18 protein-coding genes are annotated in these 19232 nt (G+C 60.9%); 12 read left to right on the top strand and 6 right to left on the bottom strand.

All coding sequences use genetic code 11. The annotated features are described in order from the left end of the window. The first annotated feature begins 167 nt into the window (after positions 1-167). The 8 genes from V6F91_RS10325 (at position 168) to V6F91_RS10360 (ending at position 10948) form a co-directional block, all read left to right on the top strand. Complete coding sequence (locus V6F91_RS10325) at positions 168-1466, top strand: MFS transporter (protein ID WP_093096782.1); 1299 nt, start codon at positions 168-170, stop codon at positions 1464-1466. A gap of 240 nt (positions 1467-1706) precedes the next feature. Beyond that, a complete protein-coding gene (locus V6F91_RS10330; protein WP_332764057.1) occupies positions 1707-2708 on the top strand; it encodes a phosphate ABC transporter substrate-binding protein PstS in 1002 nt (333 codons plus the stop codon). A gap of 473 nt (positions 2709-3181) precedes the next feature. Next, positions 3182-5215, top strand: a complete 2034-nt coding sequence (locus V6F91_RS10335) for an ABC transporter permease subunit (RefSeq protein WP_332764891.1) — start codon at positions 3182-3184, stop codon at positions 5213-5215. Between the two features lie 16 nt (positions 5216-5231). Next, positions 5232-6902 (top strand): phosphate ABC transporter permease PstA, encoded by a 1671-nt coding sequence (gene pstA / locus V6F91_RS10340; protein WP_332764059.1) that lies wholly within the window; start codon positions 5232-5234, stop codon positions 6900-6902. A 93-nt stretch (positions 6903-6995) separates the two neighbouring features. Then, on the top strand, positions 6996-7829 hold the full coding sequence (gene pstB, locus V6F91_RS10345) for a phosphate ABC transporter ATP-binding protein PstB (RefSeq protein ID WP_252879120.1): 834 nt from the start codon (positions 6996-6998) through the stop codon (positions 7827-7829). Between the two features lie 111 nt (positions 7830-7940). Then, positions 7941-8702, top strand: coding sequence for a phosphate signaling complex protein PhoU (gene phoU, locus V6F91_RS10350; RefSeq protein WP_016772483.1), 762 nt, complete (start codon positions 7941-7943; stop codon positions 8700-8702). Between the two features lie 188 nt (positions 8703-8890). Next, positions 8891-9844 carry a response regulator gene (locus tag V6F91_RS10355; RefSeq protein ID WP_332764065.1) on the top strand — a complete coding sequence of 318 codons (954 nt, stop codon included), beginning with the start codon at positions 8891-8893 and terminating at the stop codon, positions 9842-9844. Positions 9845-10051: 207 nt separating this feature from the next. After that, a complete protein-coding gene (locus V6F91_RS10360) occupies positions 10052-10948 on the top strand; it encodes a M23 family metallopeptidase (RefSeq protein ID WP_332764067.1) in 897 nt (298 codons plus the stop codon). A 113-nt stretch (positions 10949-11061) separates the two neighbouring features. Here the strand turns inward: V6F91_RS10360 and V6F91_RS10365 are convergent, their stop codons facing one another. The 3 genes from V6F91_RS10365 to phoB form a co-directional block, all read right to left on the bottom strand. Continuing rightward, positions 11062-12402, bottom strand: a complete 1341-nt coding sequence (locus V6F91_RS10365) for a hemolysin family protein (protein ID WP_090287628.1) — start codon at positions 12400-12402, stop codon at positions 11062-11064. A 123-nt stretch (positions 12403-12525) separates the two neighbouring features. Then, the gene (phoR, locus tag V6F91_RS10370; protein ID WP_332764893.1) at positions 12526-13812 is read right to left on the bottom strand and encodes a phosphate regulon sensor histidine kinase PhoR; all 1287 of its coding nucleotides are present in this window, start codon (positions 13810-13812) and stop codon (positions 12526-12528) included. Between the two features lie 136 nt (positions 13813-13948). After that, a complete protein-coding gene (phoB, locus tag V6F91_RS10375; protein WP_007896474.1) occupies positions 13949-14638 on the bottom strand; it encodes a phosphate regulon transcriptional regulator PhoB in 690 nt (229 codons plus the stop codon). 151 nt (positions 14639-14789) lie between these two features. On the opposite strand from phoB, the gene V6F91_RS10380 reads away from it, so the two are divergent. Beyond that, complete coding sequence (locus V6F91_RS10380) at positions 14790-15173, top strand: COG4315 family predicted lipoprotein (protein ID WP_038359362.1); 384 nt, start codon at positions 14790-14792, stop codon at positions 15171-15173. Positions 15174-15286: 113 nt separating this feature from the next. Here the strand turns inward: V6F91_RS10380 and ubiA are convergent, their stop codons facing one another. Both ubiA and V6F91_RS10390 read right to left on the bottom strand, forming a co-directional pair. Further along, positions 15287-16177, bottom strand: coding sequence for a 4-hydroxybenzoate octaprenyltransferase (gene ubiA / locus V6F91_RS10385; RefSeq protein WP_332764070.1), 891 nt, complete (start codon positions 16175-16177; stop codon positions 15287-15289). Then, positions 16177-16737 (bottom strand): chorismate--pyruvate lyase family protein, encoded by a 561-nt coding sequence (locus tag V6F91_RS10390; protein ID WP_332764072.1) that lies wholly within the window; start codon positions 16735-16737, stop codon positions 16177-16179. The genes ubiA and V6F91_RS10390 overlap by 1 nt, the downstream gene beginning before the upstream one ends. Before the next feature lie 200 nt (positions 16738-16937). Here V6F91_RS10390 and V6F91_RS10395 point away from each other — a divergent pair, with 200 nt between their 5' ends. From V6F91_RS10395 to V6F91_RS10405, 3 genes are all read left to right on the top strand, one after another. Beyond that, complete coding sequence (locus V6F91_RS10395; RefSeq protein ID WP_003177199.1) at positions 16938-17105, top strand: rubredoxin; 168 nt, start codon at positions 16938-16940, stop codon at positions 17103-17105. 20 nt (positions 17106-17125) lie between these two features. Then, positions 17126-18274, top strand: a complete 1149-nt coding sequence (locus tag V6F91_RS10400) for an NAD(P)/FAD-dependent oxidoreductase (RefSeq protein WP_332764075.1) — start codon at positions 17126-17128, stop codon at positions 18272-18274. A gap of 190 nt (positions 18275-18464) precedes the next feature. After that, complete coding sequence (locus V6F91_RS10405) at positions 18465-18740, top strand: HU family DNA-binding protein (RefSeq protein WP_003213368.1); 276 nt, start codon at positions 18465-18467, stop codon at positions 18738-18740. 98 nt (positions 18741-18838) lie between these two features. On the opposite strand, the gene V6F91_RS10410 is transcribed toward V6F91_RS10405, so the two are convergent. Beyond that, positions 18839-19195 carry a hypothetical protein gene (locus V6F91_RS10410; RefSeq protein ID WP_332764078.1) on the bottom strand — a complete coding sequence of 119 codons (357 nt, stop codon included), beginning with the start codon at positions 19193-19195 and terminating at the stop codon, positions 18839-18841. Between the last annotated feature and the right edge of the window lie 37 nt (positions 19196-19232).

The raw sequence follows: 19232 nt of genomic DNA on the forward strand, positions 1-19232 counted from the left end.
GAGTATATCGGTCGGTAGACTCCACGACGACCGTCCGGTTCTGATTTCGACCGTCAATTACGCGCCTCTATGTGCTTTTTCGAACAATTTGCTATGGTGCCGAACCTGTCCGAGCCACCGCCAGCGTTGTTGTGGCGACAGATTCGACTATAAGAGAAGCCCTTGCCATGACCACAGCGCCTTCGAGCCTCGCGCAGCCCGAGCAACCCGCACGACCGTTGACCCGCAATGACTACAAGACCCTGTCGCTGTCCGCCCTCGGCGGGGCGCTGGAATTTTACGATTTCATCATCTTCGTTTTCTTCGCCACTGTGGTCGGCAAGCTGTTCTTTCCGGCCGACATGCCCGAGTGGCTGCGGCTGATGCAGACCTTCGGCATCTTCGCTGCCGGTTACCTCGCCCGGCCGCTGGGCGGCATCGTCATGGCGCACTTCGGCGACCTGTTGGGGCGCAAGAAAATGTTCACCCTGAGCATTTTCATGATGGCCGTGCCGACCCTGATCATGGGTTTGCTGCCGACCTACGCGCAGATCGGCATCTGGGCACCGATCCTGCTGCTGTTGATGCGCGTCATTCAGGGCGCGGCGATCGGTGGGGAAGTGCCGGGAGCGTGGGTCTTCGTTTCCGAACACGTCCCGCAAAAGCACATCGGCTATGCCTGCGGCACGCTCACCAGCGGTTTGACCGCCGGCATCCTGCTTGGCTCGCTGGTCGCCACGGCGATCAACAGCATTTATACCCCGGCGGAAGTTTCCGATTACGCCTGGCGGATCCCGTTCCTGCTGGGCGGTGTGTTCGGCCTGTTCTCGGTGTACCTGCGCCGCTGGCTGCACGAAACCCCGGTGTTCGCCGAGCTGCAGCAGCGCAAGGCACTGGCCGAAGAAGTACCGCTGCGCGCGGTGCTGCGTGATCACCGCGGCGCGATTGCGATTTCGATGCTGCTGACCTGGCTGCTGTCGGCCGGCGTGGTCGTGGTCATCCTGATGACCCCGACCGTGCTGCAAACGGTCTATCACTTCTCGCCGACCACCGCGTTGCAGGCCAACAGCCTGGCCATCGTCTTCCTCAGCCTGGGTTGCATCGGTGCCGGTGCGCTGGCCGATCGCTTCGGTGCCGGTCGCGTCTTCGTCTTCGGCTGCCTCGGCCTGCTGATCAGCTCGTGGACCTTCTATCACAGCCTCGCCGACCACCCGGACTGGCTGTTCCCGCTGTACGCATTGACCGGTCTGCTGGTCGGCACCATCGGCGCGGTGCCGTATGTGATGGTCAAAGCGTTCCCGCCGGTGGTGCGCTTCAGCGGACTATCGTTCTCCTACAACGTCGCGTACGCAATCTTCGGTGGCTTGACACCGATGGTGGTGAGTCTGCTGCTCAAGGAAAGCGCGATGGGGCCTGCTTATTACGTGGCGGTGCTGTGCGGGATGGGGATTCTTGTAGGTGCGTGGCTGTGGAAGAAGGGGCGCTGATTTTCCCTCCCGCCTGATCGTTCCCACGCTCCGCGTGGGAATGCATCCTGTGACGCTCCGCGTCACCTCTCGAATGCGGACGCAGAGCGTCCCTGGCGGCATTCCCACGCAGAGCGTGGGAACGATCTGTCGCGACATGCTGGCCTTTCATCCAATTGTCATATTTCAGCCATAGAGTGTTCACACGGCCTGCTGATACTTGGCCCCGACTTAACACACCCTATCTGCTAGGAGTAAGGCATGAAACTGAAGCGTTTGATGGCGGCAATGACTTTTGTCGCTGCTGGCGTTGCGACTGCCAACGCGGTTGCCGCTGTTGACCCTGCTATCCCGAGCTACACCAAGACCACTGGTGTGTCGGGCAACCTGTCCAGCGTCGGTTCCGATACCCTGGCCAACCTCATGACCCTGTGGGCCGAGAACTACAAAAAAGAATACCCGAACGTCAATATCCAGATTCAGGCCGCCGGTTCCTCCACCGCGCCACCTGCTCTCACCGAAGGCACCGCCAACCTGGGCCCGATGAGCCGCAAGATGAAGGACAACGAGCTGCAGGCTTTCGAGCAGAAGTACGGCTACAAGCCGACTGCGATCCCGGTAGCCGTGGATGCCCTGGCCGTTTTCGTGCACAAGGACAACCCGATCAAGCACCTGACCATGGCTCAGGTCGATGCGATTTTCTCCTCGACACGCCTGTGCGGCGCCAAGGCTGACGTCAAGACGTGGGGCGACCTCGGTGTGACCGGCGACCTGGCCAACAAGCCAGTGCAACTGTTCGGTCGCAACTCGGTGTCCGGCACCTACGGCTACTTCAAGGAAGAAGCCCTGTGCAAAGGCGACTACAAACCAAACGTCAACGAACAACCAGGTTCGGCGTCGGTGGTGCAGTCGATCAGCAGCTCGCTTAACGGCGTTGGCTACTCGGGTATCGGCTACAAGACCGCCAGCGTGAAAACCGTTGCCCTGGCCAAGAAAGAAGGCGGCGAGTTCATCGAAGACACCGAAGAAAACGCCCTGAACGGCAAGTACCCGCTGTCGCGCTTCCTCTACGTTTACGTCAACAAAGCCCCGAACAAGCCTCTGGCCCCGCTGGAAGCCGAGTTCGTGAAGCTGGTGCTGTCGAAGCAGGGCCAGGAAGTGGTTGTGAAAGACGGCTACATCCCGCTGCCAGCCAAGGTGGCTGCCAAAGCACTGGCTGACCTCGGTCTGCAGGAAGGCGGCTCTGAAGTCGCAAAAAAGTAACAAATTGAATCCGGTGTAACGCCGGATTCCTGTGGGAGCGAGCCTGCTCGCGAAAGCGCCGGATCAGTCACACTGATGTTGAATGTGACGGCCCCTTCGCGAGCAGGCTCGCTCCCACAACCACCAAATTTTCGACTCCGCTGCCGGGCCTTCCGGGTGGCGGATTTGCTGCGTCACTGCATTGTCATCTTTCTGTCATACAGGATCGCTAGGGTGTGCGCATGAATGATCTGGCCAATTCCCCAATGACTACGACTTCCCCTCCCAAGCGCATTGATTTCAATACGCCTGAGCTGCAACGCAAGCGCCGCATTCGCGCGCTCAAGGATCGCTTCACCCGTTGGTACGTCCTCGTTGGCGGCCTCGCGGTGCTCGCGGCCATCACCCTGATCTTTTTCTTCCTCGCTTACGTCGTGGCGCCATTGTTCCAGGGTGCCGACCTGACCGCGAAAGATTCGATCACCCCGGCCTGGATGCAGGACGCCGGCAAGCCGCTGATGATCTCGCTCGAAGAGCAGAATCAGGTGGCGATGCGCGTCTCCGACAAGGGTCAGGCGTTGTTCTTCGATATCGACAGTGGCGCTGAACTCAAGCGCGTCGATCTGCCGGTGCCGGCTGGCACCACCGTGACCTCGATTGGTGAAGACCAGCCGGGTCATCCGCTGGTGGCCGTGGGCCTGTCCAACGGTCAGGCGCTGGTGTTCCGTCACACCTATAAAGTCAGCTACCCCGATGGCAAGAAAACCATCACGCCGGCCATCGAGTACCCGTACGGCGAGACGCCGATTGCGCTGAACGAAAGCGGCGGCGCACTGGAACATGTCAGCCTCAATGCCACCGATACGACCTTGATGCTGGTCGGCTCTACCGGTTCGCAACTCAATGTTCTGTCGCTGACCAGCGAAGAAAACCTGATGACCGGCGAGGTCACCAACGAGCAGCAGCGTATCGATCTGCCGCAGATGACCGAGCCTGTAAAAAATATCTTCGTCGACCCGCGTCAGCAGTGGCTGTACGTGGTCAACGGGCGCGCTCAGGCCGATGTCTTCAGCCTGCGCGACAAGAGCCTCAACGGTCGCTACAAACTGCTGGAAAATGCTGACGCCGAAGTCACCGCGACCACGCAACTGGTCGGCGGTATCTCGCTGATCATCGGCGACTCCAAGGGTGGTCTGGCCCAGTGGTTCATGGCCCGTGACACCGACGGCGAGCAGCGCCTGAAGCAGATTCGCACGTTCCAGATGGGCAACACGCCCATCGTTGAAATCGCCGCCGAAGAACGCCGTAAAGGCTTTCTTGCCCTCGACGCCAGCGGCAAGCTCGGGGTGTTCCACAGCACTGCGCACCGCACGCTGCTGGTCGATCAGGTGGTCGACGGCCAGGGCCTGTTCGGTCTGTCGCCGCGCGCCAACCGGGTGATCGTCGAAGCCGGCGGCAAGCTGCAACCGTTGCTGCTCGACAACCCGCACCCGGAAGTGTCGTGGAGCGCGTTGTGGAGCAAGGTCTGGTACGAGAACTACGACGAGCCTAAGTACGTCTGGCAATCGACTGCCGCCAACACCGATTTCGAGCCGAAACTGAGCCTCTCGCCACTGACCTTCGGCACCCTGAAAGCCGCGTTCTACGCGATGCTGCTGGCCGCGCCACTGGCCGTTGCCGCAGCGATCTACACCGCGTACTTCATGGCGCCGGGCATGCGCCGCAAGGTCAAGCCGGTGATCGAACTGATGGAAGCGATGCCGACGGTGATCCTCGGTTTCTTCGCCGGTCTGTTCCTCGCACCGTATGTGGAAGGGCATCTGCCGGGCATTTTCAGCCTGCTGATGCTGTTGCCGATCGGCATCCTCGTCGCCGGTTTCACTTTCAGCCGCCTGCCTGAATCGATCCGCCTGAAAGTCCCGGACGGTTGGGAAAGTGCGCTGCTGATTCCGGTGATCCTGTTCGTGGGCTGGTTGTCGCTGTACATGAGCCCGTTCATGGAGAACTGGTTCTTCGGCGGCGACATGCGCATGTGGATTTCCCATGACCTGGGCATCACCTACGACCAGCGCAACGCTCTGGTGGTCGGTCTGGCCATGGGCTTTGCGGTGATCCCGAACATCTACTCGATCGCCGAAGACGCCGTGTTCAGCGTGCCGCGTGGCCTGACCCTCGGTTCGCTGGCCCTCGGCGCCACGCCGTGGCAGACCATGACCCGCGTGGTCATCCTCACCGCCAGCCCGGGGATTTTCTCCGCGCTGATGATCGGCATGGGCCGCGCCGTCGGCGAAACCATGATCGTGCTGATGGCCACCGGTAACACCCCGGTCATGGAAATGAACCTGTTCGAAGGTCTGCGCACCCTGGCCGCCAACGTCGCAGTGGAAATGCCCGAGTCGGAAGTCGGCGGCAGCCACTACCGCGTGCTGTTCCTCTCGGCGCTGGTGCTGCTGCTGTTCACCTTCGTCATGAACACCCTGGCAGAACTGATTCGTCAGCGTCTGCGCAAGAAATACTCGTCGCTTTAAGCAAAGGTAGAAGTCTGTGAAACAGAACTCCCTGAAAGGATGGTTCAAGAGCGGCGCCCCTGGCGTCTGGATCAGCGGTGGCGCGGTGTCCATCGCGGTCATCATGACCATCGGCCTGTTGGCGGTGATTGCCGTGCGCGGTCTCGGTCACTTCTGGCCGGCGGACCTGATCCACGCGCATTACGACGTGCCCGGCCAGGCCAATCACCTGATCGTCGGCGAAGTGGTGCAGAAAGAAGAAGTGCCGCGTGCCCGTCTGAAGAGCGCCGGCCTGCCGGTGCCTGACGAAGGCCCTGAGTTCATGACTCGCGAGCTGGTCAAGGTCGGCAACCGCGATCTGAACGGCAACGACTTCACGTGGATCGTCGGTGACTGGCTGACCAAGCAGACCACGCCGCCGGAGTTGATGGCGATCGAGCGTCGCGAGTGGGGCAACTTCTACGGTTACCTGGTCAACGTCAAACAGGACGGCAAGGTCATCGCCGAAGGCGAGGCCGCATGGCCTGAGCTGCAAGCGCGCATCGATCGGGTCAACGATCTTGCTGCTCAGTTGAAGACGCTGGAAAAAACCGACATCGGCGCGATCAACGCTGGCCTTGAGCGCATCCGTCTGCACGCTCGCAAACTCGAGCTGGAAGGCAAGCTCGACGCCACCGCACAAGCGGACATGGCATCCGAGCGCGCCGAGCTGGACGCGCGCTACAAAGACATCGAAGCACGTCTGTCTGATCTGCATGCCCAGTTCAACCGCGACGCGTTGACCGCCCGTGACGCCAACGGCAAGGAAATCGAAATCGGTCTGGGCAAAGTGGTTCACGCCTACCAGCCAAACGGCATGAGCACCTTGACCAAGGTCGGCTTCTACTTCAGCAAGATCTGGGAATTCCTTTCGGATGACCCGCGTGAAGCGAACACCGAGGGCGGGATCTTCCCGGCGATCTTCGGCACCGTGATGATGACCTTGATCATGGCGATGATCGTCACCCCGTTCGGCGTGCTGGCGGCGGTGTACCTGCGTGAATACGCCAAGCAGAACACCCTGACCCGCGTCATCCGCATCGCAGTGAACAACCTTGCCGGTGTACCAGCGATCGTTTACGGCGTGTTCGGTCTGGGCTTCTTCGTCTACGTGCTCGGTGGTTCGGTCGACCGCTTGTTCTTCCCTGAAGCGCTGCCAGCGCCGACCTTCGGTACGCCGGGCCTGCTCTGGGCTTCGTTGACGCTGGCCCTGCTGGCAGTGCCGGTGGTCATCGTCGCGACCGAAGAAGGTCTGGCGCGGATTCCGCGTACCGTGCGTGAAGGTTCGCTGGCACTGGGCGCGACCAAGGCAGAAACGCTGTGGAAGATCGTGATCCCGATGGCCAGCCCGGCAATGATGACCGGCATGATCCTCGCCGTGGCCCGTGCCGCCGGTGAAGTGGCGCCGCTGATGCTGGTGGGTGTGGTGAAACTGGCGCCGTCGCTGCCGGTGGATGGCAACTACCCGTACCTGCACCTGGACCAGAAGATCATGCACCTGGGCTTCCACATTTATGACGTCGGCTTCCAGAGCCCGAACGTCGAAGCGGCCCGTCCGCTGGTGTACGCCACGGCGCTGTTGCTGGTGCTGGTGATCGCGACGTTGAACCTGTCGGCGGTGTATATCCGCAACCATCTGCGCGAAAAGTACAAAGCACTGGATAGCTAAAGCCATTAGCCACAAGCGGCAAGCTACAAGCCGCTTTTGCTCAAACTTGCAGCTTGCAGCCAGAAGCTTGCAGCTACGAACGGAGTGAGACCCATGCAGCACGAAACACACAGCCACGGCATCAACATGTCTGCCCTGGGCCGCGACAAGCAGAGCCTGAACCTTGCGCAGGAAACCGTGGCCATCGAAGTGCCCGGCCTGAGCCTGTACTACGGCGAGAAACAAGCGCTGTTCGACGTCAGCATGAACATTCCGAAGCAGCGCGTGACCGCGTTCATCGGCCCGTCCGGTTGCGGCAAGTCGACTTTGCTGCGCACCTTCAACCGCATGAACGATCTGGTTGACGGCTGCCGCGTTGAAGGCGCGATCAACCTGTACGGCAACAACATCTATCGCAAGGGCGAAGACGTTGCCGAACTGCGTCGTCGCGTCGGCATGGTGTTCCAGAAGCCCAACCCGTTCCCGAAGACCATCTACGAAAACGTGGTGTACGGCCTGCGCATCCAGGGCATCAACAAGAAGCGCATCCTCGACGAGGCGGTCGAGTGGGCATTGAAAGGCGCGGCCCTGTGGGACGAAGTCAAAGACCGTCTGCACGATTCGGCGCTTGGCCTGTCCGGTGGTCAGCAACAGCGTCTGGTGATCGCCCGTACCATCGCCGTTGAGCCGGAAGTGCTGCTGCTCGATGAACCGTGCTCGGCACTCGACCCGATCTCGACGCTGAAAGTCGAAGAGCTGATCTACGAGCTGAAATCCAAGTTCACCATCGTCATCGTCACGCACAACATGCAGCAGGCGGCGCGGGTGTCCGACTACACGGCGTTCATGTACATGGGCAAACTGGTGGAATTCGGCGACACCGATACCCTGTTCACCAATCCGGCGAAGAAGCAGACCGAAGACTACATTACCGGTCGCTATGGCTGACCGAACAGCTGCAAGCCGCAAGCTTCAAGCGGCAAGAAAGAGCGGTTCGAGTACGACACAAATCAGCTTGCAGCTTGTAGCTTGCAGCTCATGGCTTTTGCGGAGCAAATCATGATTTCGAAGGAAGGTTTAACCCATCACATTTCCGCGCAGTTCAACGCCGAACTGGAAGAAGTGCGCAGCCACCTGCTGGCCATGGGCGGGCTGGTCGAGAAGCAGGTCAACGACGCCGTCACGGCGCTGATCGAGGCCGATTCCGGTCTGGCTCAGCAAGTGCGCGAGATTGATGACCAGATCAATCAGATGGAACGCAACATCGACGAAGAATGCCTGCGCATTCTTGCCCGTCGTCAGCCGGCAGCATCGGACTTGCGTCTGATCATCAGCATTTCCAAATCGGTGATCGACCTTGAGCGCATCGGCGACGAAGCGACCAAGATCGCCCGCCGTGCCATCCAGTTGTGCGAAGAAGGCGAAGCGCCGCGCGGTTACGTCGAGGTTCGCCACATCGGCGACCAGGTGCGCAACATGGTCCGCGATGCGCTGGACGCGTTCGCGCGTTTCGACGCCGATCTGGCCTTGTCGGTGGCGCAGTACGACAAGATCATCGACCGCGAATACAAAACCGCCCTGCGCGAACTGGCGACCTACATGATGGAAGACCCGCGCTCTATCTCGCGGGTTCTGAGCATCATCTGGGTCCTGCGTTCGCTGGAGCGCATTGGCGATCACGCGCGCAATATCTCGGAACTGGTGATCTACCTGGTCCGCGGCACCGACGTGCGGCACATGGGCCTCAAGCGCATGAAAGAAGAAGTTGAAGGCACCAGCGCCGAAACCGCTAATGTTCCGGGCGAAGCTGACGATAAGTAAGATTGCCTGAGAAAAGCGCCCGGCCCTTTGGCTGGGCGTTTTTGTTTGTGCTTTTCACAGGCCGATCCGAATTGGACATGAATTAAAAAGCAGCACCCGCGAACGAAAAGTCCCGGCGTGACTGAAGAGTTTTGGCAATGTGCCATCAGCCAGCGTTATGCTTGCCGGGATTTTAATAGGGGTGTTGGATGAGCAAGATCAGTGTGTTGGTCGTGGACGATGCTTCGTTCATTCGTGACCTGGTGAAAAAGTGCCTGCGTAATTACTTCCCGGGGATCCGCACCGAGGACGCCGTCAACGGTAAAAAGGCCCAGGCCATGCTGGCCAGAGAAGCCTTTGACCTGGTGCTGTGCGATTGGGAAATGCCGGAAATGTCCGGCCTCGAACTGCTGACCTGGTGCCGCGAGCAGGACAATCTCAAGACCATGCCGTTCGTCATGGTGACCAGCCGGGGCGACAAGGAAAACGTCGTGCAGGCGATTCAGGCCGGCGTGTCCGGCTACGTCAGCAAACCGTTCACCAACGAGCAGTTGCTGACCAAGGTCAAGCAGGCGCTGAACAAGGTCGGCAAGCTCGATACCCTGATGAACAGCGCGCCGACCAAGATGAACTCGGCGTTCGGCAACGATTCGCTGAGCGCACTGACTGGCGGCAAGCCTGCGGTGGTCGGCGCTGCCCCGGCTGCGGCGGCGGCCAACCCGTTTGCCAAGCCTGCGGCGGCTCCGACAGCCGCCGCAGCGCCATCGCGCGGTTTGCTCAACGCGCCGCCGGTGCAGGCACCTGCCGCGGTAAAAGCGCCGGTCGGTGGTCGCGGTCAGGGCCAGTTGCGCCTGCCAAGCGGCACCCAGCAATGCGTGATCAAGGCGCTGAGCATCAAGGAAGCGCTGCTGGTGGTGAAACGCACCGAGACCCTGCCGCAGGTCCTCGACAGTGCCGTGCTCGATCTGGAGCAGGGCGACAATGCCGAAGTCGCGCGCCTCAACGGTTACCTGCACGCCGTTGTCGCGGTCGAGCAGAAGCCTGACAGTGAATGGCTGCAACTGACCTTCCGCTTCGTCGATCAGGACGCGCAAAAGCTCGACTACATCTCCCGCCTGATCGCCCGTGGCACGGCGCAGAAGCATTTCGTTCCCGGCGCATGATCTTCGTCGCCTGACACACCGTCTTCGCGAGCAGGCTCGCTCCCACCCTGGAACGCATTCCAAGTGTGGGAGCGAGCCTGCTCGCGAAGGGGCCATCACCCACGACATCCATTTTCCAGACTGCCAATTTGCAACATCTGTCGACTAGCCTGGTCTGCTTCACCTGCTAGGCTCATTTCCAGGCCTTCTTTCGACAGATTCTTGCCCATGCTCGCGCGCCTGCTGTTTCTCTGTGCTTTCTTTCTGGCCTGCACCTCGGCAGTGGCCATGACCATCTACAAATCCACCGATGCCAACGGCGTGGTTTCCTACAGCGACCGGCCGAGCAAAGGCGCGCAGGTGTTCGTGTTTCAGGACCGCATGGTCGAGCGCCTGGAGCGTCAGGTGTACCTCGATATCAAAAAGCAGAAGGGCACCGACGTGGTGTTCGTGCGCAACGATCTGTATGCACCGGTCGAGATTGCCTTGGCGTTTACCGGCCTGAGCAACGTGCGCGGCGCGCCGGCGCAAACCATTCGCCGGGTGCTGCCGGCGCGCAGCAACACGCGGCTGGCGCTGTTGACGGCGATATCCGCCGGCAAGCCGCTGGTGTATTCGCCGCAATTCCATTATTCGCTGGGCGACCCCGCTGGCGCGGCGCAGAGCTATCGCTATCCATTGCCGTGGCGTGGCGGGCCGTTCCGCCTGAGTCAGGGCGCCAACGGCCAATACAGCCACTACGGGGCGAAGAATCGCTATGCCATGGACATCGCCATGCCGGTGGGCACGCCGATCATCGCCGCGCGGGCCGGGGTAGTGGTAAAGACTGAAAACTCACAGAGCGGGCGCGGCACCGATGCGTCGGGCAATTTCGTGCGGGTGCTGCACGATGACGGCACGATGGGGGTGTACCTGCATCTCAAACAAGGTTCGGTGAGTGTCCGTGAGGGGCAACGGGTCAAGGTCGGCAGTCCGCTGGCGCTGTCGGGCAACACCGGCAACAGCAGCGGCCCGCACCTGCACTTCGTAGTGCAGCGCAATACCGGGGAAGGGTTGGTGTCGATTCCATATCAGTTCAACCAGCCACTGGGGGCGTTGCCCAACTTTGCGTTGGGCAAACAGTGATGTGTTGACGATGCGGGCGCCTTCGCGAGCAGGCTCGCTCCCACATGGGTCACACTGAACCTGTGGGAGCGAGGTTGCTCGCGAAGGCAGCGACGCGGTCCCGGATCAGCCAGTCAATCCAGCATCAACACCTTGGCCAGCACGATCTTCGGCCCTTTCATCTTCTTGATGATGATCCGCAGTCCTTCGACTTCCAGCACCTCTTCCTCTTCCGGCACGCGTTTGAGGGTTTCATAGACCAGCCCGGCAAGGGTTTCCGCTTCGATGTGATCCAGATCGATGCCCAGCAGGCGTTCGACCTTGAACAACGGCGTATCGCCACGAACCAGCAGCTTGCCCGGCTGATAGGCCAGAATGCCGCGCTCAGCCTTGCGGTGTTCGTCCTGAATGTCGCCGACCAGCACTTCCAGCACGTCTTCCATGGTCAGGTAGCCGATGATGTTGCCATCTGCCTCCTCGACTACGGCGAAATGCGAGCCGCCCTTGCGGAACTGTTCCAGCAGCTGCGATAGCGGCATGTGCCGCGACACACGCTCCAGCGGACGGGTCAGCTCGGCCAGGTTGAACGACTCGGGAATGTGGTCCAGCGCTGCCAGTTCCAGCAGCAGATCCTTGATGTGCAGCAGGCCGACGAACTCCTGGCGCTCGCTGTCGTACACCGGATAGCGGCTGAACTTGTGGCGACGGAACATCGCCAGGATTTCCTTCAGCGGTGCGTTGAATTCCAGAGTGATCAGGTCTTCACGGGAGTTGGCCCAGTCGACTACTTCCAGCTCGCCCATTTCCACCGCCGAGGCCAGTACGCGCATACCCTGGTCGCTCGGATCCTGTCCACGGCTGGAGTGAAGGATCAGTTTCAGTTCTTCGCGGCTGTAATGGTGTTCATGGTGCGGGCCGGGTTCACCTTGCCCTGCGATACGCAGAATTGCGTTGGCGCTGGCGTTGAGCAGGTAGATCGCCGGGTACATCGCCCAGTAGAACAGGTACAGCGGCACCGCCGTCCACAGCGACAGCAGTTCCGGCTTACGGATCGCCCACGACTTCGGAGCGAGCTCGCCGACAACGATGTGCAGATAGGAAATGATGAAAAACGCGGTAAAGAACGACACACCTTTGACGATTTCCGGCGAATCGACGCCGATCGCGCTCAACAGTGGTTCGAGGATATGCGCGAACGCCGGCTCACCGACCCAGCCCAGGCCGAGGGAGGCGAGGGTGATACCCAGCTGACACGCCGAGAGATAGGCGTCGAGCTGACTGTGCACGGTGCGCAGGATGTGCCCGCGCCAGCCGTGCTGCTCGGCGATGGCTTCGACCCGGGTCGAGCGCAGCTTGACCATGGCGAACTCCGCCGCAACGAAAAAGCCGTTGAGCAGTACCAGGATCAGAGCAAAAAGAATCATGCCGAAGTCGGCGAAAATGGTAGCGAGGGACAAGCCAGGGGAAGGGTCCATGATGGAGTTTTGCAGGTTCCGTGTGATTCGAAAGTAAGGGAAAGCAGCGCCTGAAATGCAGGCACAAGTCAGCCAATGTAGCGGCTGACTGGGCAATTGCCTAGTGGCGTGTGCCGGGCGGCGTCACTCGGCGGCGCTGATGGCCCGTGCGCTGGCCACCTGGGCCGGGGCGAAATGGCAGGTGAACGTGCTGCCGTGGCCGGGCACGCTGCTGATCTCCATGCGTGCGCGGTGGCGCAACAGCACGTGTTTGACGATCGCCAGACCGAGACCGGTGCCGCCAGTGTTGGAGTTGCGGCTGGAATCGACGCGATAGAAACGTTCGGTCAGGCGCGGCAGGTGTTTGCTGTCGATACCGATGCCCGAATCCTGCACGCTCAGGTGCGCGCCCTGTTCGTCGCCCCACCAGCGAATACGAATGTTGCCCTCTGCCGGCGTGTATTTGACCGCGTTGAACACCAGGTTGGAAAACGCACTGCGCAACTCCGCTTCGCTGCCCTTGAGCAGCACACCGGCATTGGCTTCCAGCGTGATGTGCTGGTTCTTCGCGCCCGACAATTGCTGGGCGTCGCTGGTGATCGATTGCAGCAGCGTATCGATCTGTACCGGCTGGTTGTCCGAAGGGTAATCGGTAGCTTCCAGCTTGGCCAGCAGCAGCAAGTCATTGAGCAACGTCTGCATGCGCCCGCCCTGTTGCTGCATCTGCTGCAGGGCCCGGTTCCAGCGCGGGTTCACTTCCTCGACGTTATCGAGCAGGGTTTCCAGATAACCGCAGATCACCGTCAGCGGTGTGCGCAACTCGTGGGAAACGTTGGCGATGAAGTCTTTGCGCATTTGCTCCAGTTGATGAATGCGTGTGACATCGCGCACCAGCATCAGGTGTTCGTTGTTGCCGTAGCGGGTCAGGTACAGCTGAATGCGCACGCGATCGTTGGTCGGCGAAGGGATTTCCAGCGGCTCGGAGAAGTTGTCCTGCTCGAAATACTCCTTGAAGCGCGGATGCCGCACCAGGTTGGTCACCGGTTGGCCGCTGTCTTGTGGGGTCTTGAGGCCGAGTAGCGTCTCAGCGGCGCGGTTCCACCACTCCAGGTTGCCGTCGCTGTCGAGCATGATCACCGCGTCTTTCAGCGCAGCGGTAGATTCCTGCACTCGATCGATCACCGCTTGCAGCCGCCCGCGCACCCGTTGGTCGCGGCGTTGCAGGTGGTAGATGCTGTCGAACACCTCGCCCCACAGGCCATAGCCATCAGGCGGCGCCTCGTCGGGTTGATGCTGACGCAGCCATTCGTGCAGGCGCAGCAATTGCTTGAGCGTCCAGGCCAGATACAGGCCCAGGCCCACCGCGAGGCTCCAGCCGTAATAACCGCTGATCAGCCCGATCACCAGGCACGCGGTGACCAGCAGCAGCATGTGGCGAATCAGGGTGCCATGCCAGTTTTGATTCACGGGGCGTCCTTAGCCGCAGCGTCAAGTTTCAAGCTACAAGCTGCAAATCAGAGCGGCTCGCTGTTTCTTGCCGCTTGTAGCTGAAAGCTTGCAGCTGCTTTTATGCTTTTGTGGAGAACCGATAACCGGTGCCGCGCACGGTTTGTACCAGATTTTCGTAAGCGTCGCCGAGGGCCTTGCGCAGGCGGCGGATGTGCACGTCGACGGTGCGCTCTTCGACATAGACGTTGCCGCCCCAGACCTGATCCAGCAATTGCCCACGGGTGTAGGCGCGTTCCTGGTGGGTCATGAAGAACTGCAGCAGGCGGTATTCGGTCGGGCCCATCTCGGCCGGCTTGCCATCGATGGTCACGCGGTGGCTGATCGGGTCGAGCAGCAGGCCACCAACCTCAATCGGCGCTTCGCCGTCGGTCGGGCCGGCGCGGCGCAGCACAGCCTTGAGGCGGGCGACCAGTTCGCGCGGGGAAAACGGTTTGGTGATGTAGTCGTCGGCGCCGACTTCCAGACCCTGGATCTTGTTGTCCTCTTCGCCCTTGGCGGTGAGCATGATGATCGGGATGTCGCCGGTCAGTTCGTCACGCTTGAGGCGTCGGGCCAGTTCGATGCCCGAGGTGCCGGGCAGCATCCAGTCGAGCAGGATGAGGTCCGGTTTGCGGTCGACGATGATGGCGTGCGCCTGCTGCGAGTTCTCTGCCTCGAGGCAGTCATAGCCGGCCATTTCCAACGCCACGGCGATCATTTCGCGAATGGGCGCTTCGTCGTCGACGATCAGAATGCTCCTGCCAACCATGCCTTAATCCTCTTGTCATTTAACTGTCTTGCGCCGCATTAGATAACGGAATTATTGCAGTCGTGTGACAGTATTTCAGCGCGACGGCGTTTGTACCGATCCTGAACTAAGCTCTAAGTCCGAATCCTGACAACCACAAAAGAAGGTTTCCATGACTCAGATGACTGTTTCTTTCAAAGCACTGCTGATGGCTGCCGCCCTGACTCTGCCCGGCTTTGCCATGGCTGCCGAGCCGGCCATGATGAAGGACGGCATGATGGTCGACCACAAAGGCATGACCGTTTATACGTTCGACAAGGACGCTGGCGGCAAGTCGATGTGCAACGGCGATTGCGCGAAGAACTGGCCGCCGATGATGGCGCCGGCGGGGGCCAAGGCTGAAGGCAAATGGACGGTCATCAAGCGTGATGACGGCATGATGCAGTACGCCTACGACGGCAAACCGCTGTACACCTTCATGAAGGATGAGAAACCAGGAGAAATGAAGGGCGATGGCATGAAGGACGTGTGGCACGTGGTGCACGAGCACAAATAAACGCAAATCCCCTGTGGGAGCGAGCCTGCTCGCGATAGCGGTGTATCAGTCGGCATTTTAGTTAACTGATACACCGCTATCGCGAGCAGGCTCACTCCTACATTGATTGGTGTTTAGCGCAATGCGTAATCCAGCACGATCCCGACGAATATCGCCAACCCTGCCCAGTGGTTGTGGAGGAACGCCTTGAAACAACGCATCCGGTCACGATCGCGGGTGTACCAGAACTCCCACGCATAACACCCGGCAGCCACCAGCAAGCCGAGATGGAACCAGACACCCAGCTCGAACTTCGACCCCGCCAGCAACAGGCACCCCAGCGACAACGCCTGCAAGCTCAGGATGATCACCCGATCCGCCTCGCCGAACAGAATCGCCGTGGATTTCACGCCAATCTTCAAATCGTCATCGCGATCGGTCATCGCGTAATAGGTGTCGTAACCCACCGTCCACAGCAGGTTGGCGATCCACAGCAGCCATGCCGCCGCTGGAAGCTCTCCCGTCTCGGCGGTGAACGCCATCGGCATGCCCCACGAGAACGCTGCGCCCAGCACCACTTGCGGGTAATAGGTGTAACGCTTCATGAACGGATAAGTGAAGGCCAGCGCCAGCCCGCCCAGCGACAGCCAGATGGTCGGCGCGTTGGTGCACAGCACCAGCAGAAAACTGATGCCCATCAGCACGGCGAAGAACACCAGCGCTTCTTTCGAACTGATCTTGCCGCTGGCCAGCGGGCGTTGCGCGGTGCGTTTGACGTGGCCGTCGACCTTGCGATCGGCCCAGTCGTTGATCACGCAACCGCCGGCACGGGTCAGCACCACACCGAGGACAAAAATCACCACGTTGGCCAATGACGGCGAGCCCTTGCCGGCAATCCACAGCGCCCACAGCGTTGGCCACAGCAGCAGATAGATGCCGATCGGCTTGTCCATGCGCGTCAACTGAATGAAATCCCAAGCGCGCGGATTCAAGCGATTCAGGGACTTGAGCAGGCTCTGATACATCAGCAGTTCTCCGGATGGGCGCGGGCGGCGCTCCACAGGCTCGGCAGGAAGATTTCCGCGACCAGCACGCTCAGCGCGCCGCGGTCGAAACGCGAACGCCGTCCCCACAGTTCAGGCGCTTTGACGTCTACCGGCAGCCAGTCTTCAGGGTAATGGCAAACCTCGATGGCGCGGCGCTGGAACGCCTGATCGCAAAACAGCAATTCGCCCAGCGAACGGCTGCCGAGTTCGTCCATGTGCAAGCCGTCACCCTGCAACGCCCCACGTGAGGCAACGCTGCGGGCGAACACCCAGGCCTCGCCGTGGCCACGCAGATACACCTCGCGCACCCAGCCTTCGCTGCGTTCGGCCAGTTCCAGCGCCGCGCATTCGTCGCTGCGCAGGGTGGCCCAGCCTTCGAACAACGGCGTCACGCTGAAGCCATCGCAGGACAGCCGCGTCAGGCGCCGGGTTAGTGAGCCTTCGTCGAACAACCAGTCCAGGGTCAACGAATCGGGGCGGGGTGACAGTCGGCTTTGCGTCAGCCAGAGCGGGGCAGGGCAGGCATTTGAATGTTGCACAATGAGTCATTATTGGCCGCAAATGAGGCGGCGAGCTTACCATGGCAGGCGGCGAGATTGATCGATCCGGGCTGCCGTTGCGCCGAACAGGCTTGCATCTGCCCGGCACCCTCAGTACAAAACGCCCTGAGCCGGATGGCAGCGCAACACCCATCGACCGTCCGCGCCAGCAATCGCCTGAACCTTGAGGAAGTATCCGAATGAAAAAGTGGCAATGCATCGTCTGTGGCCTGATCTACAACGAAGCCGACGGCTGGCCGGATGACGGCATTGCGCCGGGCACCCGCTGGGAAGACGTGCCGGCAGACTGGCTGTGCCCGGACTGCGGCGTCGGCAAAATGGACTTCGAAATGATCGAAATCAACTAAACAAAATCAAGGAGTAAGGCATGAGCGCACCTGTCGTCATCATCGGCACTGGCCTGGCGGGCTACAACCTGGCCCGCGAGTTTCGCAAGCTCGACAGCGAAACCCCGCTGCTGCTGATCACCGCCGATGACGGCCGCTCGTACTCCAAGCCGATGCTCTCCACTGGTTTCGGCAAGAACAAGGATGCCGACGGCCTGAGCATGGCCGAGCCGGGGACAATGGCCGAGCAGTTGAAGGCTGAGGTGCGCACCCATACGCGCATCAGCGGCATCGACGCCGGGCACAAACGCCTGTGGATCGGTGAAGAGGCGGTGTACTACCGCGACCTGATCCTTGCCTGGGGCGCGGAAACCGTGCGCGTGCCAGTCGAAGGCGATGGCGCCGACCTGGTGTTTCCGATCAACGATCTCGAAGACTACGCACGGTTTCGTGCGGCCGCGGCCGGCAAGCGCCGCGTGCTGTTGCTCGGCGCCGGGCTGATCGGTTGCGAGTTCGCCAACGACTTGATCATCGGCGGCTACGAAGTGCAACTGGTTGCGCCGTGCGAGCAGGTCATGCCGACCCTGTTGCACCCGGCCGCTGCGACCGCCGTGCAGGCTGGGCTGGAAAGTCTCGGCGCAAGATTCCATCTGGGCCCGGTGCTGACTCGCCTGCAGAAAGTTGCCGATGGTCTCGAAGCGCATCTGTCCGACGGTCAGGTCATCGCCTGTGACGTGGTGGTCTCGGCGATTGGCCTGCGCCCACGCATCGATCTGGCAGCGGCGGCGGGGCTACAGGTCAACCGCGGCGTCATGGTTGATCGGCAGCTGAAAACCTCCCACGCCAATATTTACGCCCTGGGCGATTGCGCCGAGGTCGACGGGCTGAATCTGTTGTACGTCATGCCCCTCATGAGCTGCGCGCGAGCGCTGGCCCAGACCCTGGCGGGAAACCCGACGGCGGTCAGCTACGGTCCGATGCCGATCACCGTGAAAACCCCGGTGTGCCCGCTGGTGGTCTCGCCGCCGCCGCGTGGCAGCGAAGGCGTCTGGACGGTTGAGGGGCAGGGCGCCGACATCAAGGCGCTGTGCCACAGTGCCGACGGTCAGTTGCTCGGTTATGCGCTGACCGGCGCTGCGGTCATGGAAAAACTCGCCCTGAACAAACAGCTTCCGGCCCTGCTGGCGTAAATGCCGGTCGTTCTGTCGTAAACACCCCGCTTTTGCCCCGACAAAGGTCGCGGGGAGACTGGCGTCGCCCGTATCCGCGTGCCATTCTCACTCCCGTCTGCCGCAGAGTAGAGCCTGCGGCGCCTTGGGCGCTGTTCCAACGAGAACAGCACGGACATAACAACAAAAAACCGTCAAAGGGGCTTCACTAATGCGTAAACCAGAACTCGCCGCCGCCATCGCGGAAAAAGCGGACCTGACCAAAGAACAGGCCAATCGCGTCCTCAACGCCGTCCTCGAAGAAATCACCGGCGCCCTGCACCGCAAGGACAGCGTGACGCTGGTCGGCTTCGGCACCTTCCTGCAACGCCACCGCGGCGCGCGCACCGGCAAGAACCCGCAAACCGGCGAACCGGTGAAGATCAAGGCCAGCAACACCGTTGCGTTCAAGCCAGGCAAATCGTTGAAAGACAGCGTTAATCCATAATTGCGGCGTGCTCCCCTGAATGACGGGGAGAACCGCGATCACAAAAATGGGCACACCGATTGCGGTCGGGTGCTCATTTTTTGTGGGTGCCTGTTGGCTTACTGGCGTCGGAAGCACGCTTTGCCGTTGCCGAAATCCACGGCCAGGCAGTTGGGTTCGATTGCCAGTTCCAAGTCCTGGAAGAGGCCGCCCAGATCGCTGTTCGAGGCAGCCTTGGTTTGGCTTTTCAGCACCACGGTCTGGTTCTCCACTGCCCAAGTGCCTTTGGCGAAGCCGTCGGCACTGCCATACGAAACGCCCGCATCAAAGGTGCCGTCTTTGCGCAGCAACAGTTCGGCGCCCATTTCCATCGCCCCCGTCAGATAGTAATGACCTTCCAGCGCAGGGGCGGCAGCGAATGCCGAGGTGAAGGGAAGGCCCAGAATTGCGGCGAAAAAGAGTGGTTTCAGTTCCATGAGGTGAAGCTCCATGCCAGCTGTCGTAGGGGGTGCC

It is taken from the genome of Pseudomonas koreensis (assembly GCF_036668835.1).
In the GTDB taxonomy this organism is placed as follows: Bacteria; Pseudomonadota; Gammaproteobacteria; order Pseudomonadales; family Pseudomonadaceae; genus Aquipseudomonas; species Aquipseudomonas koreensis_I.

Excerpts from the sequence above, each read along its gene's own strand:
- V6F91_RS10380 (WP_038359362.1), top strand. The coding sequence starts at position 14,790 with ATGACTCAGATGACTGTTTCTTTCAAAGCACTGCTGATGGCTGCCGCC.
- phoR (WP_332764893.1), bottom strand. The coding sequence starts at position 13,812 with ATGCTGCTGCTGGTCACCGCGTGCCTGGTGATCGGGCTGATCAGCGGT.
- V6F91_RS10335 (WP_332764891.1), top strand. The coding sequence starts at position 3,182 with ATGCAGGACGCCGGCAAGCCGCTGATGATCTCGCTCGAAGAGCAGAAT.
- V6F91_RS10395 (WP_003177199.1), top strand. The coding sequence starts at position 16,938 with ATGAAAAAGTGGCAATGCATCGTCTGTGGCCTGATCTACAACGAAGCC.
- pstB (WP_252879120.1), top strand. The coding sequence starts at position 6,996 with ATGCAGCACGAAACACACAGCCACGGCATCAACATGTCTGCCCTGGGC.
- V6F91_RS10400 (WP_332764075.1), top strand. The coding sequence starts at position 17,126 with ATGAGCGCACCTGTCGTCATCATCGGCACTGGCCTGGCGGGCTACAAC.
- phoB (WP_007896474.1), bottom strand. The coding sequence starts at position 14,638 with ATGGTTGGCAGGAGCATTCTGATCGTCGACGACGAAGCGCCCATTCGC.
- V6F91_RS10365 (WP_090287628.1), bottom strand. The coding sequence starts at position 12,402 with ATGGACCCTTCCCCTGGCTTGTCCCTCGCTACCATTTTCGCCGACTTC.
- V6F91_RS10410 (WP_332764078.1), bottom strand. The coding sequence starts at position 19,195 with ATGGAACTGAAACCACTCTTTTTCGCCGCAATTCTGGGCCTTCCCTTC.
- phoU (WP_016772483.1), top strand. The coding sequence starts at position 7,941 with ATGATTTCGAAGGAAGGTTTAACCCATCACATTTCCGCGCAGTTCAAC.
- V6F91_RS10360 (WP_332764067.1), top strand. The coding sequence starts at position 10,052 with ATGCTCGCGCGCCTGCTGTTTCTCTGTGCTTTCTTTCTGGCCTGCACC.
- ubiA (WP_332764070.1), bottom strand. The coding sequence starts at position 16,177 with ATGTATCAGAGCCTGCTCAAGTCCCTGAATCGCTTGAATCCGCGCGCT.
- V6F91_RS10325 (WP_093096782.1), top strand. The coding sequence starts at position 168 with ATGACCACAGCGCCTTCGAGCCTCGCGCAGCCCGAGCAACCCGCACGA.
- V6F91_RS10405 (WP_003213368.1), top strand. The coding sequence starts at position 18,465 with ATGCGTAAACCAGAACTCGCCGCCGCCATCGCGGAAAAAGCGGACCTG.
- V6F91_RS10330 (WP_332764057.1), top strand. The coding sequence starts at position 1,707 with ATGAAACTGAAGCGTTTGATGGCGGCAATGACTTTTGTCGCTGCTGGC.
- V6F91_RS10355 (WP_332764065.1), top strand. The coding sequence starts at position 8,891 with ATGAGCAAGATCAGTGTGTTGGTCGTGGACGATGCTTCGTTCATTCGT.